Origin of the sequence: Candidatus Levibacter sp. Uisw_134_01 (assembly GCF_047717795.1) — a bacterium.
GTDB lineage: Bacteria > Pseudomonadota > Alphaproteobacteria > Puniceispirillales > Marisalimonadaceae > Marisalimonas.
Window position 1 is genome coordinate 1140060 of record NZ_CP159808.1, and the last position, 15234, is coordinate 1155293.

Here is a 15234-nt window from a genome sequence, read left to right on the forward strand (position 1 = left end):
GCATAATTTTTATGCAAATAGCTATTTTTTTTTAGTTAACAAGATAAATACTTGACAAAATTGGGAGCATTTTATGCTTGAAATCAATAATATTACTAAGAAAGATCAGATTTCAGAAAGCCTTTCTGAAGTAGGATACATATCTAACGTCGGATTAAGTACTGCTATATATTTAACGCTAAAACTCAAAAAACCAATTCTTCTTGAAGGAGAAGCTGGTGTAGGTAAAACAGATTTAGCTAAATCATTATCAATAATATTAGATAAACCACTCATAAGGCTTCAATGTTATGAAGGTTTAGATATGGCTTCAGCTGCGTATGAATGGAATTTTGCAGCACAAATGATATCTATTCAAAAAGGCGATACAGAAAATATTTATTCAAAAAAATTCCTTCAAGAGAGACCTTTACTTAAATCTATTAATAATACTGATAACTTCCCTATTTTATTAATTGATGAAATTGACAGAGCTGACCCCCCTTTTGAAGCTTTTCTTTTGGAGATATTATCAGATTGGCAAATAACTATTCCAGAAATTGGTACCATTAAAGCCAAAGAGCCACCTATTGTTATTATTACTTCAAATAGAACTAGAGAAATACATGACGCATTAAAAAGAAGGTGCCTTTATCATTTCGTTGATTATCCAGATCTTGAACAAGAATTAAAAATACTTCAATCTAGAGTTCCAAATATTAGAGAAGATTTATCAGTTGCAATTGTTCATTTTGTTAAAGAATTAAGAAAAATTGAATTTTTCAAACAACCAGGAATTGCAGAGACAATTGATTGGGCTCAGGCAATGGTAGAGTTAAATTATATTACAATTGATCCTGAGGTTTTAGAGTCCACAATTGGAGCACTGTTAAAAAATCAAGATGACATTAGAAAATTAAAGGAAAGTGAAGCAGCTAAAATATTAACAATAATCCAAACTGAGATATCTCTAATTAATAGAAAGTAAGGTAAAAAATATTGAATTCAACACCTTCTATTGATAATAAAGAAACAAAACTTCTAGATAATATTTTACGTTTTATTAGATTACTTAGAAAATCTGGTGTTAAAGTTGGAAATAAATCTTCTATAGACACTCTTAAATCAATTAAAATTCTAAAAATTGGTAATAGAAAAGAATTTTATTGGGCACTCTTTTCAAACTTAATAAATAGAAATGAAGATAAAGAAATATTTGACCAATGCTTTTATTTATTTTGGCAAAATCCAAAAATAATGGAACAAATGTTTAATTTATTGTTACCACAAATAGGTAATCAGAAAGCACCAGAAAATAAAAAAGAAAAAACTATAAAACGAATTAATGACCTTATACAAAAACCAAGTATAGATAAAAAAGAAGATCAAAAAGACGAAGTAGTTTTTGATGCTCAGATGTCATGGTCAAATAAATCAACTATTAAATCAAAAGATTTTGAAATGATGTCTTTAGACGAAATAAATGTAGCTAAACAAGAAATAAAAAAATTATTAATAAACTTTAAAAAAGATAAAACACGACGATGGAATAAATTAGATAATGGCATGAAAATATCACCAAAGGAGACTATTAAAAAAGGATTGAAGAATAATGGGTTAATAAACTTGGTATACAGAGCAAGATTTAAAAAAAATAAACCATTAGTAATATTAATAGATATTTCAGGTTCAATGGAAAGTTACAGTAGAATTATGCTCTTTTTTAGTCACTTATTATTAGAAATTCATAAAAATATAGAAGTTTTTATTTTTGGAACAAAATTAACAAAAATAACCAAATTACTTAATAATAAAGATGTTGATTTTGCATTAGATAAGATTGGAATTTCAGTTACTGACTGGTCAGGAGGAACAAAGATAGCAAGTTCAATTCACGAGTTCAATCAGAAGTGGGCTAGAAGAACATTAACTCACAATCAAACTTTATTACTTATTTCTGATGGCTTAGAAAGAGATGATGAGAATAACTTAGCAACGGAGATAAAAAGACTGTCTATGTTTGCATCAAACTTAATATGGCTTAACCCATTATTAAGATATAAGGATTTTGAACCAAAAGTAAAAAGTATCCAGACAATTTTAAAAAGAGTTGATAGATTTATTCCTATTCACAACGTTAATTCAATTAAACACTTAGTTGAAAAAATTTTATAATTTAAGTTTAAAAATAATAAAGGATTATAAATTTGAAAATTGCTTGCTTACAAACTGAACCTAAAAGATCTATTAAAGAAGCTCTTGACGAAGCCTTGGATTTAGCATCCTTGGCAAAAAATGAGGATGTAAATTTTTTATTTTTACCAGAATACTGCGGCGGTATCAGTTCAAACGGTAAATTATATACTCCTCCTTCAGATAAAGAAAATAAACATTTATTTCTTCAAGAGTTGAGGCATTTTTGTAAAAAAAATTCTGTTTGGTGTTTGATTGGTTCAATTGCTATTAAATTAGACAATGATAAAATCGTAAATCGAAGTTTTCTATTAAATAATAATGGTGAAGTAGTAAGTAAATACGACAAAATTCATATGTTTGATATATTTGTTAATGGTGAAGAGCATTATGAAAGTAAAACAATAGATTCTGGTAATGAAGGGGTTTTAGTTAAAACAGATTATTGTAAAATCGGACTTAGTATCTGTTATGACATAAGGTTTCCAAATTTATATAGAAAGCTTGCTCAAAAAGGTGCTGAAGTTATAGCTATTCCAGCTGCATTTACTAAAACCACAGGTATAGCTCATTGGCATGTTTTGAATAGGGCGAGAGCAATTGAAAATGTTGCTTTTGTAGTTTCACCATGTGCAGCAGGTAAAATTCCCGGAGGTGGAGAAAGTTATGGTCATAGTTTGATAATAAATCCTTGGGGTGAAATTATAAAAGATGGTGGAGAAAATAGAGGTCTTATAACTACTTCGATTGACGTAAGTATTGTGGAGAAATACAGAAATCAGATTCCAAGTCTACAGCACGACAAAAAATTTATAATTAAAGAGTTTTAGTTTAATATTTATCAAAATATTATTTAAATATAAGCAAATACTCCGACACATTGCATTTTCCAAAAATGTAAAAAATCAAAAAAATATCCAATTTTCAGTTAATTTATCTCCATCTCTTCTATACATTGGTAAGTGTGTTTTAGATTAGGGAATTTTTACCACTAGGCAGTACAAGATATACCATTATGTTTTTTTACTGTGGCTATTATAATTTATATCTAAAAGACAGGTTAAATTGTTTAACAAGACACTTTTTTACCTGTAAACCTAGCTTTATGCTTCTTTGGTTTCTTCGCATTCTTAACAGCTAAATTAAAAAGGTTTTTTACTGCTAAACCTAGACTTGATTGAAGGCAATATTATCATTAATAAAGATATAATTAACATAATTAACGTCATTGGCCTTTCCCAAATAAAACCAATCCCATCATACAATTGTGTAGATCTAGAAAAATTATCTTCTAACATTGGACCTAAAATAAAACCTATCAATAATGGCGCAAGAGGGTAAGATGCAAATCTTAAAATTGTTGCTATAACCCCAAAAATTATTAATATCAGTAACTCAGTAGAATTGTTTTGGCCAATATATGCTCCCATTAATGTAAAAAATAAGATAAATGGAATTAAGTAAGTTCTTGGTATTGTTAAAATTTTTGCAATATATGGAATCAAAGGCAAATTTAAAGCTAATAGTATCAAATTTCCAATATACATAGATATTATAACTGACCAAAAAACGTCTGGCTGATCTATCATTAAACGTGGCCCTGGTGAAACATTTAGCGCTATTAAAGCACCTAACAAAATTGCTGTTGTGCCTGAGCCAGGAATACCTAATGTTAATAATGGAACAAATGATCCAGTACAGGCTGCATTATTAGCACTCTCAGGAGCAGCCAACCCTTTTATTGACCCTTTACCAAACATTTTCTTATCTTCATTTGATGCTATATTTCTTTCAACGGCATATCCTAAAAAAGAAGCAATTGTTGCCCCAGCTCCTGGCATAACTCCAATTAAAAAACCTTGAATAGATTGTCTCGATATAACAGGAAATATTTCTTTAAATTCTTTTTTTGTTATTCGTAAATCTTTTATTTCAGAATCTTTATTTTTTTTGGTTTCTGAACGGCTAGGATCTAACACTAAGAATAATGTTTCTGGTATAGCAAACATTGCCATCGCAATTGTAATAAAACCTATGCCCGACTGAAGGTCCATTATTCCCATTGTGAAACGAGGCATGTTAAATTGCGCTCCTTCTCCAATAGTTGCTAATATTAAACCTGTAACAGTCATTAGTAATGCCTTTGTCACTTGTCCCTTTCCTGCGAATGCAGCTATTGCAGATAGGCCAACTATCATCAAAGCAAAATACTCTGCTGAATGAAATAAAAGAGCAAAAGAGGCTAAAGTTGGTGCAAAAAAAACTAATAAAATTGCTCCTACAGTTCCACCAAAAAAGGAAGATATAGCAGCAATAGTTAACGCTTTCCCCGCTTTACCTTTTCTTGCTAATGGATAACCATCAAAACTAGTAGCAACAGTAGATGCCACTCCGGGCGCATTTATCAAAATGCTAGAAGTAGACCCTCCAAAAACAGCGCCATAATATACCCCTGCCAATAAAATTAGAGCAGTTGATGGATCACCTATAGATATAGCTATGGGTATCATAATTGCTATAATTGACATTGGACCTAATCCAGGCAACATACCAATAAATGTTCCTATAATACAGCCTCCAATAACCATAAATAAATTTTTGATAGAAAATGCTGTCTCTAATCCAATTAAAAAACCATCTAACATTTAAATAAAAACCTTTAAAAATAATGGATAAGGATTCATATAAATTCCTAGTACTTCATTTACTAGATACCAAATGCTTATTGTTGATATAAGAATAATAATTAAACATTTAACAAAGTTTCTTTCTCCAAGCAAAAAACTACTTAATGATAAAAAGAGAAAGGAAGAGAAAATGAAGCCCAAATACCTTAAATTCAAAGCATATAAAACCATTCCTAGTATTAATAAAATTACTTTAAAATAACTATGATTAGTAACTTTTTTATAATCTAAATTTTCAGAAGTGTTAACTTCATTTATTTCAATATTAAGTAAAATTAATATTGAAATAAAAAAACCAAAGGCAGCCAAAATTTTAGGAAATGTGGATGGCCAAACTGGATTTCTTTTAAGTATTGGTGGCAGTAATTCATCCATCGTAAAGAATGCTTCATAACCATATAGAATGAAAATCAAACATAAAATTAATGCAATATATTTTTCTAATTTCATTTTAAACCCCAAATGAATCTATCCAGAAGATACCTCCTGGATAGATGAGGAGGTATTTTTATAAAAAACCTAATTTTTTCATTAATGTACTCATTTCATTTTCTTGTTTTGCAAGAAAGGTTTTGAATTTATCACCTGGGTTATGGATGTTTTCCCAACCATTTCTAGATCTAACTGCTTCCCACTCAGGAGTATCATACATTTTTTTAATAGCTTTTTTGTAAGCTTCAAGTTTGTCATTTGGCAGACCTGGTGCAGCAAAAAAACCTCTCCAATTAACAAAGTAAGTGTCTATTCCTTGTTCTTTCATAGTTTTAGCATTATTAAAAGCGCTTACTCTTTTATCAGAAGTAACACCAATAATATTTACTTCACCTGCTTTAGCCATTGCAACAGCTTCAGAAAATCCAGTAGATAAAGCTTTAATTTCCCCAGATAACAAACCTGCCATGGCTTTTCCACCAGCATCATATGCTATATATTTAACATCATTAGGATTTGCTCCTGCTGCTTGCATTACCATTGCAGCCACTAGGTGGTCCATACCACCTGGAACAGAACCACCTCCAATGGCAACCTTTGAAGGATTAGCTTTATATGCAGAAACTAGACCTTTCATGTCTTTTATATCAGACTTAGTTGGCACTACTAATGCAGCATAGTCACCTATAGTTCCAGAGACTAATGTTAAATCACGAAAATTATGAGGAAACACTTTAGTTAATGATCTAAGAACTATTGGTGTAGAATTAACCATTAAAGTTCCATGGTTACTTTTTGCATTTTCAATCAGATAGCCAATAGCTTTTCCACCACCACCACCTGACATATTTTCATAAGTTGCTTTACCAACTAATCCTGATTTAGTTAGGGCTTCACCGGTACCACGCGCGGTACCATCCCATCCACCACCAGCACCACCAGGTATAAGGAAGTGTATTTTATCTAATACCTTATGACCATCTGCAAGAGATATAGTTGAAAACAAAGAAACACTTGTAGTTACAATTAAAGCGCTTAATGTATTCAGAGTTAATTTATATAAATTCATTTTGTTCTCCCAAATTTTATTAAACTTATATGATCTTTACATTTTTATTAAATATCATTAACCTTTCATGAAGCTTACACGAGTGAGAAATGAAAACATTAATTATTGAAGACACAAAAAAACTTGCCGACACTCTTCAAAATTTTTTCAGTATGAACGGAAATAATGCAGATATTTCTTATAATCTAGAAGATGCTTACCATTATGTAGAAATAACTCACTATGATATAATATTGTTAGATATTATGCTTCCTGATGGTGATGGACGTAATTTTTTACAGAAATTACGAAAAAAAAATAATTTAACACCTATTATTGTCATGACTGCTAAATTTGAAATTTCTGATAAAGTTGATATTTTAGATTTAGGTGCTGATGACTACATCATTAAACCATTTGAATTTATTGAATTGGAAGCTAGATGCAGAGCCGTATTAAGAAGAAAAAACAACAATCATCAACAATCTTTGGCATTTGGTAATGTTAATCTTTTTCCACAAACTGCAACTATAGAAATTAATGGTCATGCTCAATCTTTAAGAAATAGAGAATTACGATTATTAGAAATTTTTTTTAATTCACCAAATATCATTTTTTCAAAAAATCAAATAACTGATAGAATTTTTTCTATATCTGACATCGTATCTGAAAATGCAATCGAAGTTTATGTGGCACGCTTAAGAAAAAAAATTGAAAAAAGTAATATTATTTTAGAAACCATGAGAGGAATTGGCTATAAACTTACTACAAAAAATTAACTTTCCAAACCTCTCAATCAAGCAACGCTTAGTTCTCCAATTAGGTATAGTGACTATTTTAATTGCTTTCAGTTTATTTTTTTTAATAAAAAATATAACAAATCAAGTAATGACAACTACTCAAGATAGACTTTTAACTGCTTCTTTAAACTCTATAATTGATAAATTTTATACTTCAAACAAAGATATTAGCTTAGATTTACCTTATGATACATTTTCATTATTAGGAGCTATAAGTGAAGATAAATTATTTTATAAAATTGATTATAATGATAAATTTTTAACTGGTTATCAAAAATTTCCAATGGTTTTAAAATATGGTAATTTAAGAAAACCAATATTTTATAATTTAATATTTGAAAATGAAAAAATTAGAGTTGCGGCAATAAAACACTCTATTTATGTTAATGGTAAAAAAAACTTACTATTCATACAAATTGGACAAACATTAAACTTTCAATCAAGTATCTCAAGTCAAATTACAAATAATTTATTACTCATTATTCTAATTTTCATGGTTTTATCTATTATTTTAGTTTTATTGGCTACTCGCATAGCATTACAACCAATAACATTACTAGCTAATGATTTAAATAAAAGAAAACCAAACGATCTAACGCTTGTTAAAAATAATGTACCAATAGAATTAGCACCTCTTATTTTATCTTTAAACTCTTTTGTAAAAAAATTTAGAGGTGTTTTGAGAACAACTGAAACTTTTGTTGCTGAAGCAGCGCATCATATAAGAACACCTTTAGCTATAGTAAAGTCAGAAAGTGAAATTGCATTTTTAAAATCAAAAACAAAGAGTAATAGAGCGCATTTAAGAAATATAATTAGATCAATTGATGAGACCAATCGTTACACAACTCAATTATTAGACAATGCCATGGTTTTGTACAGATTAGAAAAACTCGAAAAAGAAAACTTTTCAATTACAAAATCTTTAGTCCATTTAATAAATGTATTTAAACCCGCGGCTGAACTAAAAGATATTAACTTTAGTACAACCTTTAATTTTAAAAGTAAATTTATAGTTACAGATAAACTTTTATTTGAAACAGCCATAAGAAATTTAATTGATAATTCAATCAAATATGCTCCAATAGAAACCAATATCAATTTGGATTACAAATTTTTTAATAATGTCCATGAAATAAAAATCAACAATCAGATTAATAAAAAGTTAAATACTTCAAAATCTACACTTTTTAAAAGATTTTATAGAGGTCAAAATTCCAAAAATATTGTTGGTTCTGGACTAGGCTTAAGCTTAGTTAATGAGATCATTTTAGGGTTAAATGGACAATTTAAAATATTAAAATATAAGGAGAAAGAATTTTGTATTTCAGTTCAATTTTTTTGCTAATATTTTTGATTACTTTTAAAGCAAATTCATTAGTTATTGAGACTATTAACGAATATGGAGCAAAAAAAAAATATCCAGATTTAAATATTCTATCTTCAACTGATGTAGAAGTTTTTGAACCTTTAATAAAGATGTTTGTAAAAAACAACAAGCAAATCAGAGTTCGTTATGTTACTGCATCAACAAGTGATATTTATAAAGAAATTAAAAACTCTAATAAGAGTAATTTTGATTTAGTGATTTCTTCTGCAATGGATCTTCAAATGAAATTAGCAAATGATGGATTTGCTATTGATATAGAAAATATTAAAAAATCACCAATACCAGAATGGAGCATGTGGCGAAAACAAATTGTTGGATTTTCGATAGAACCAATAGTAACGGTGATTTCAAAAGCTGATTTTAATATCAAAATACCTAAAACTAGAAGAGATTTAATATCTATATTAAGAAATAATCCTAAAAAATTTTATAAAAAAATTATTACATATGACATTAACAAATCAGGTGCGGGTTTTCTTTTTGCTTCTCAAGACGAACGTCAATCTGAGAGCTTTTGGAGACTTGCTGAGGTGATGGGTAGCTTGAAAACAAGAGTAGTCTGTTGTTCAAGCAAAATGCTGGATGCTGTTAATTCACGAGAGAGCTATATAGCTTACAATATAATTGGTTCATATGCAGAACAAAGAGCAAGGAAGCACAAAAACTTAATTGTAGTTTACCCTTATGATTATACATTATTATTACTTAGATCTGCGATTATTCCCAAAAACTCAAAAAACTATGCAAACGCTAACATATTTCTTAAGTTTTTATTAAGCAAGCCCGGACAAAGAATTTTGGAACAAAAGGGAATGTTATCTATTAAAAATAAAAAAATTTTTAAGAAGGGTAATATAAAATTAATAAGATTAGACACAGGGTTACTTGTATACTTAGATAAATTAAAAAGAGAAAGATTTTTGAGCGAATGGAATGAAGCTTTATTTCAATAATATTAACATTAGTTAAAAAGACTATTTCTGATCTGTCATACTATTCAGTTTTCTTCTTAATTTTTTTCAGTCTTATAAATTGATTTAAATGATTTATTAGTTGTAAAACTTTGAATCCAACTTTAAGCATCTTCTTTTGTGCTTTACCTGCTACTTTTTATCTTTATTTTTTGACCAAATTCATTATTACTTTTATAAAGAATTATGAATTTATATATTATACAACTTGATTGGAAGATTTTAATTGAAATATCAAGTAAACAAACCAGTTAAATTTAAAGATCATTTTTCTTTCTTTGAAGATCGTTCTGCATGGAATGGTGAGTATAGAAAAACCAAAAATGGATGTTTCCCATCCTTTTCCGGAAATTTTAGGCAAACAAATCTAAAAAGTTATAAAAATTATATCAAACCAGAAAGTAACTATGCCCAACAATACTGTTTTAGCGGTATATATATGATATTTTTTACTAATCGAAAACTGTACTATGTTGGAATTGCCAGTGATAATATTCAAGATAGGCTAAGTAAACATATTGTTAAAGTTTTTGGAAGTTATTTAGGACAAGGCATAAACCATACTAATGAAAGAGATAAGGGCTGGAGATCTATAGCTAAAGAAATATTAACGAAAAATACAAATTATAAACTTGATGATTGCTATATAGTTACTATCAATCCAATTGATAAAAATCTTATCGCGGAAGTTAGTTATAAAGATAAATTACAATACATTGAAAAAGAATTAAGTAACCAACACCACAGAATGATAGAATTAATTATAAAATCAATAGATTACAATTCAACAAATAATGACTGGATTAGTTTTAATAAAAAAAACAAAGGGTTAGAGCATGAATATCAATTATTACATTGGGGAAAATAGAGCAACTATTAATTCCATATTTTTATACTTTTAAACCCATCAAAAATATTTTTTTTAATTTCTTCTGAAGTTACGTCAAATTGCATTGCAATTTCATCTAATGAATGCGTCGTGTTCATACCATACCCATATCTAAAACGGACACACCTTTGTTGTCTTGGTGTCATAAGGTCAAATAAATAATTAATATTAGTTCTAAAAATTCTTGGCAAACTAAGTGATCGCATTAATATCAAAATTTCTTTGATTTTAAAATTTTTATGATCCCCTTGACTGTTTAGTATAAATAAGCAGACTTCAAATAATCCTCTACTAGAATAAAAATTGATGATGTCTTCTAACTCGTCAGGTTTATATTCAGATGAAAATGATGGGGCTTTTATTCCAGAACGAAATTCTTTTAATAAATTATCAATTAACAAAAATATTCTATCTTCAGAGATAGAAAAAAATTTATCTAAATTAGTATTATTAAAGTATATCAATCCTTCATAACATAAATTTTCAACAGCTTCGTAGTTTTGAGACACTAATTCTATAATTGCTAATTTTGAACGCCATTCATTTATTGTTATCTCATTTGTATATTTTCTTTCTGAGTTAGAAATTAGTTTTTTAAATATTTTTTTAGCTTCTTGAAAATTTCCAAGCTCAAATTCAATGTTACCTTCAATATGAAGAGCTTTTGTGGTTCTCTCATCATTAAAACTAAATAATGACAACATTTCTTTATAAACTTCTTTGATAATTAATTGTGCATCTTTTAGTTTCATATCAAAATATAATCTGTTAGCCAGATTAAGTTTTAATGCTAATGAGGTGGGATGATTTTCTCCTCTAGTTTTAATTGAAAGATCACATACTTCTTTCAGTAAGTCTGAAATACTCTCTATAGATTTTTTATTTTCTATAATATTTAAGTTACCAACTTCTGGATATGATACATAAGGGTTTTGTAATAATTTTGGTAAAAAATTACTTTGGAGACCATATTCATTAGATATAAAGCTCAAAGAGTGACGAAAAATATCTGGACCAATTAAAGAAAGTTCATTGTCATTAGTAACTCCCCACATCCCAAAAAATTGTGAATCAGGGTATTTTGGGTTATAGAATAAATGTGATTCATCCCGCTTATTATCGGTATTTTGTCCATCCATCAAGGCATAAAATGATGATAAACGGTTTAAAGACATAATAGTTTCTATATTCGTCCCACCCAAATTATATATATGTAATCTACAAATTCTAGCACTAAGCTCAACTCCTGAGTGGCAAAGTCTAGATAAAAGAAAAAAATCTAACAGCTTTTTACAGACTATTTTGGGGCTAAAAACACCTATTTTTGACCTATTTTTTAGGTATGTATTAGGTATCAAATAGGTACATTTTAGGGATTGGTGTTTTAAATTAGGTAATGTTTTCAATGAGTTGTTGGCTAAGTCATTGTATTTGTTACCACAATCCATTAGAGGAAAAGTGGTGAGCGCGACAGGATTCGAACCTGTGACCCATTGATTAAAAGTCAATTGCTCTACCAACTGAGCTACGCGCCCTAAGACAAAAATGAAACTATTTGATAATAGTATTATAATCAAGTTTTAAGTTATAAATTTTCTTATTTTTTTTACTTTTTTTTAACTTCTATTGCCTTCACAACATTTTCTGGAACAAAAGAGCTAATATCACCGTCTAAAAGTGCAATTTCCTTAACAAAACGCGAAGCAACAAATTGATGTCTTTCCGATGCAGTTAAAAAAACTGTTTCAATATCACTTGCTAACCTGGCATTCATCCCAGCCATTTGAAATTCATAATCAAAGTCTGAAACTGCTCTCAATCCTCTTATAATCATAGTAACAGAATTTAATCGAGCAAAATCTATGAGTAAGTTATTAAAACTTTTAACTTTTATTTCTCCAAAATTTCTTGATTTATTCTCAGATTTTATTTTAATTGAATCTTCTAATAAAGATTTTCTTTTAGAAACGTTAAAAAAAGGGTTTTTACCAATATTTTCCGCTACACCCACTATTAATAAATCACATAAAGAACTTGCTCTATAAATAATATCTAGGTGACCGTTAGTAACGGGATCAAAAGTACCTGGATATAATGCAATTCTTTTCAAATTAAATCTCTATAAATTTAACTGTCATTTTTATTTTCGGCATCATTTATTTCAGTAGTATCTCGGTCTTCAACTTCATCATCGTCGTCATCATCACTCTCATTTAAAAGTGCGACTGACACAACTTTTTCATCATTATCAACATCAAATAATGTTACACCCTGCGTCTTTCTACCAGCAACTCTGATTGAATCACCTTCTCCACCATGAACCCTAATTCTTATTAATTTACCTGAGTTTGTAACTAGCATTATTTGGTCATCTTCAGAAGCCACATAAGAAGCAACTACAGGACCATTTCTAGTTGAACATTCAATGTTGGCAACACCTTGACCACCTCTATTAGTCTTTCTATAGTCTTCAATAGGAGTTCTTTTTCCAAAACCATTTTCAGTGACTGATAATACAAACCTTTTTTCTTCATTTGGTATTAGTGACATTGACACAACAAAGTCATTTGGCTTTAACCTTATCCCTCTTACACCAGAAGATCCTCTACCAACAAAAACTCTAACATCATGAACATCAAACCTTATTGCTTTACCAAGTCTTGTTGCTAAAAGTATGTTATCTTTTTCACCACATGGAATAACAGAAACGAGTTCATCATTTTCATTTAACTTCATTGCGATTTTTCCATTTTGCCTAATATTAGTGAAGTCACTAAGTTGATTTCTTCTAATATTACCATTCTTTGTAGCAAATATAATTTGTAACTTTTCCCATGAGCTTTCATCTTCAGGCATTGGCATTACAGTATGAATTTTTTCTTCTTGCTCTATAGGCAACAGGTTTATCATCGGTTTACCAAGAGCTTGGGGAGCAGATTCTGGGAGTTTATAACATTTTAATTGATAAACCATGCCTGAAGAAGTAAAAAACAGGATTGGTGTATGAGTATTTGTTACAAAGAGTGAAGTTACAGTATCTTCATCTCTCATTTTCATACCAGATCTTCCTTTTCCGCCTCTTCTTTGTGCTTTATAAGTAGATAATGATACTCTTTTTATATAACCTCTATGACTTACCGTAACGACCATGTCTTCTTTTTGAATTAGGTCCTCATCATCATGGTCAACTGCGCTATCATTGATTTCAGTTCGACGAGGGTCGTCAATCCTTTTTAACACCTCATCAAGCTCAGTTTGTATAAGATTTGTTAATCTAGATTTATCAGATAAAATTATTAAGTGCTCTTTTATTTGCTCAGATAATTCTTCTGTTTCTTTTTCTAATTTATTTCTCTCCATTCCCGTCAATCTTTGAAGCCTAAGTTCTAAAATAGCTTTTGCCTGCAAAACTGATAAATTATAAACTCCATCAATAATTTGGTGACTTGGATCATCTATTAAATCTATAAAACCCTGAACTTCTTTGGCAGGCCATGATTTTGAACATAATAAATTTCTAGCATTTTCAGGGTCAGATGAAGTTTTAATTAGCTCTATAATTTCATCTATACTTGTAATAGCGACCATTAATCCAGCTAAAATGTGAGCTCTATTGCGGGCTTTATTTAAAAGAAATTTAGTTCTTCTTGTTACAACCTCAAATCTAAAATTAATAAATGCATTAAGTATTTCTAGCAAGCCCATTTGTTTCGGTTTACCGTGATCTAAGGCAAGCATATTTACAGGAAAACTAGTTTGTAATCTAGTATGTCTCCATAATTGATTAAGAACTACATCGCCCTGTGAATCTCTTTTGATTTCAACTACAATCCTCATTCCATTTCTGTCAGATTCATCTCTTAAATCAGATATTCCTTCAATAGTTTTATCTCTTACTAATTCGCCAATTTTCTCTAAAACTAAAGCTTTATTAACTTGAAAAGGGATTTCTGTAATTATAATTACTTCTCTATCAGCATTCTTACCAGTGAGGATAATTTCTGCTCTTGATCGCATTATAACACTGCCTCTTCCAGTCTTGAAGGCTTCTTTAATGCCTGATCTTCCCATTATCAAAGCTGCAGTGGGAAAATCCGGCCCAGGTATAATTTCCATTAATTCATCTAAACTTAAATCAGGGTTATCTATAAGTGCTTTACATGCCCTTATCACTTCACCGGGATTATGAGGTGGAATATTTGTTGCCATTCCAACTGCAATTCCGCCAGCTCCATTGACAAGCATATTAGGAAATTCTGCCGGAAGGACAGATGGTTCAGATTGAGATTCGTCATAATTAGGTATAAAATCAACAGTATCTTTATCGATATCTCTCAATAAATTCTCTGATGATCTAGCAAGCCGAGACTCAGTATATCTCATAGCGGCGGGAGGATCACCATCTACTGATCCAAAATTTCCTTGACCGTCAACCAGCATTAATCTCATTGAAAAATCTTGGGCCATTCTTACCATTGAATCATATATCGCAGTATCACCATGAGGATGATAATTACCCATAACATCACCAACAACACGTGCAGATTTTCTATATGCTTTAGACCAATCATACCCTCCCTCAATCATTGCATATAGTATTCTTCTATGTACAGGCTTAAGACCGTCTCTTACGTCTGGTAGAGCACGAGATACAATTACGCTCATAGCGTAATCTAAATAGGATTTTTTCATTTCATCTGTAATAGATATCAATGATTGATTTAAAGATTTATTATCTTCATCAGACACAAAAAACTCCTAATAAATTTTATTTAATACAATATATTGTAACTTTTATTTTAAACTATAACAATATCTATTAATTAATGTAACTTGTATATTAAT

The 15234-nt window shown here is 29.5% G+C and carries 13 protein-coding genes and 1 tRNA gene; 7 read left to right on the forward strand and 7 right to left on the reverse strand.

The window, feature by feature from the left end:
- Nucleotides 1-73 precede the first annotated feature (73 nt).
- Genes ABXT66_RS05875 through ABXT66_RS05885 form a run of 3 tightly spaced genes read left to right on the forward strand, consistent with a single transcriptional unit; the run spans nt 74 to nt 3002 of the window.
- Nucleotides 74-967: an AAA family ATPase gene (locus ABXT66_RS05875; protein ID WP_443642561.1), complete on the forward strand. Its 894-nt coding sequence runs from the start codon at nt 74-76 to the stop codon at nt 965-967.
- A gap of 11 nt (nt 968-978) precedes the next feature.
- A complete protein-coding gene (locus tag ABXT66_RS05880) occupies nt 979-2154 on the forward strand; it encodes a vWA domain-containing protein (RefSeq protein WP_443642562.1) in 1176 nt (391 codons plus the stop codon).
- Nucleotides 2155-2186: 32 nt separating this feature from the next.
- Nucleotides 2187-3002 (forward strand): carbon-nitrogen hydrolase family protein, encoded by an 816-nt coding sequence (locus tag ABXT66_RS05885; protein WP_443642563.1) that lies wholly within the window; start codon nt 2187-2189, stop codon nt 3000-3002.
- A gap of 312 nt (nt 3003-3314) precedes the next feature.
- On the opposite strand, the gene ABXT66_RS05890 is transcribed toward ABXT66_RS05885, so the two are convergent.
- Genes ABXT66_RS05890 through ABXT66_RS05900 form a run of 3 tightly spaced genes read right to left on the reverse strand, consistent with a single transcriptional unit; the run spans nt 3315 to nt 6360 of the window.
- Nucleotides 3315-4817 carry a tripartite tricarboxylate transporter permease gene (locus tag ABXT66_RS05890; RefSeq protein WP_443642564.1) on the reverse strand — a complete coding sequence of 501 codons (1503 nt, stop codon included), beginning with the start codon at nt 4815-4817 and terminating at the stop codon, nt 3315-3317.
- Entirely contained in the window at nt 4818-5309 is a 492-nt protein-coding gene (locus tag ABXT66_RS05895) for a tripartite tricarboxylate transporter TctB family protein (RefSeq protein WP_443642565.1), read from the reverse strand.
- Between the two features lie 58 nt (nt 5310-5367).
- The gene (locus ABXT66_RS05900) at nt 5368-6360 is read right to left on the reverse strand and encodes a tripartite tricarboxylate transporter substrate binding protein (RefSeq protein WP_443642566.1); all 993 of its coding nucleotides are present in this window, start codon (nt 6358-6360) and stop codon (nt 5368-5370) included.
- A gap of 89 nt (nt 6361-6449) precedes the next feature.
- On the opposite strand from ABXT66_RS05900, the gene ABXT66_RS05905 reads away from it, so the two are divergent.
- From ABXT66_RS05905 to ABXT66_RS05920, 4 genes are all read left to right on the forward strand, one after another.
- The gene (locus ABXT66_RS05905; protein WP_443642567.1) at nt 6450-7118 is read left to right on the forward strand and encodes a response regulator transcription factor; all 669 of its coding nucleotides are present in this window, start codon (nt 6450-6452) and stop codon (nt 7116-7118) included.
- Nucleotides 7090-8487 carry a sensor histidine kinase N-terminal domain-containing protein gene (locus tag ABXT66_RS05910; protein ID WP_443642568.1) on the forward strand — a complete coding sequence of 466 codons (1398 nt, stop codon included), beginning with the start codon at nt 7090-7092 and terminating at the stop codon, nt 8485-8487. The genes ABXT66_RS05905 and ABXT66_RS05910 overlap by 29 nt, the downstream gene beginning before the upstream one ends.
- On the forward strand, nt 8460-9482 hold the full coding sequence (locus tag ABXT66_RS05915) for an ABC transporter substrate-binding protein (protein WP_443642569.1): 1023 nt from the start codon (nt 8460-8462) through the stop codon (nt 9480-9482). Before ABXT66_RS05910 ends, ABXT66_RS05915 begins: the two co-directional genes overlap by 28 nt.
- 244 nt (nt 9483-9726) lie before the next feature.
- Nucleotides 9727-10368, forward strand: a complete 642-nt coding sequence (locus tag ABXT66_RS05920; protein ID WP_443642570.1) for a GIY-YIG nuclease family protein — start codon at nt 9727-9729, stop codon at nt 10366-10368.
- A gap of 8 nt (nt 10369-10376) precedes the next feature.
- On the opposite strand, the gene ABXT66_RS05925 is transcribed toward ABXT66_RS05920, so the two are convergent.
- The 4 genes from ABXT66_RS05925 to gyrA all read right to left on the reverse strand — a co-directional run bounded on the left by ABXT66_RS05925 (nt 10377) and on the right by gyrA (nt 15138).
- Entirely contained in the window at nt 10377-11564 is a 1188-nt protein-coding gene (locus ABXT66_RS05925; protein WP_443642571.1) for a hypothetical protein, read from the reverse strand.
- A 284-nt stretch (nt 11565-11848) separates the two neighbouring features.
- A tRNA-Lys gene (locus ABXT66_RS05930) sits at nt 11849-11924 on the reverse strand.
- Nucleotides 11925-11995: 71 nt separating this feature from the next.
- A complete protein-coding gene (gene coaD, locus ABXT66_RS05935; RefSeq protein ID WP_443642572.1) occupies nt 11996-12499 on the reverse strand; it encodes a pantetheine-phosphate adenylyltransferase in 504 nt (167 codons plus the stop codon).
- A 17-nt stretch (nt 12500-12516) separates the two neighbouring features.
- Nucleotides 12517-15138 carry a DNA gyrase subunit A gene (gyrA, locus tag ABXT66_RS05940; protein WP_443642573.1) on the reverse strand — a complete coding sequence of 874 codons (2622 nt, stop codon included), beginning with the start codon at nt 15136-15138 and terminating at the stop codon, nt 12517-12519.
- Nucleotides 15139-15234: the final 96 nt, after the last annotated feature.

Bases quoted from the DNA above. Each gene is read 5' to 3' on its own strand.
- ABXT66_RS05875 (WP_443642561.1), top strand. From the start codon at position 74: ATGCTTGAAATCAATAATATTACTAAGAAAGATCAGATTTCAGAAAGC.
- ABXT66_RS05890 (WP_443642564.1), bottom strand. From the start codon at position 4,817: ATGTTAGATGGTTTTTTAATTGGATTAGAGACAGCATTTTCTATCAAA.
- ABXT66_RS05895 (WP_443642565.1), bottom strand. From the start codon at position 5,309: ATGAAATTAGAAAAATATATTGCATTAATTTTATGTTTGATTTTCATT.
- ABXT66_RS05900 (WP_443642566.1), bottom strand. From the start codon at position 6,360: ATGAATTTATATAAATTAACTCTGAATACATTAAGCGCTTTAATTGTA.
- ABXT66_RS05905 (WP_443642567.1), top strand. From the start codon at position 6,450: ATGAAAACATTAATTATTGAAGACACAAAAAAACTTGCCGACACTCTT.
- ABXT66_RS05925 (WP_443642571.1), bottom strand. From the start codon at position 11,564: ATGTCTTTAAACCGTTTATCATCATTTTATGCCTTGATGGATGGACAA.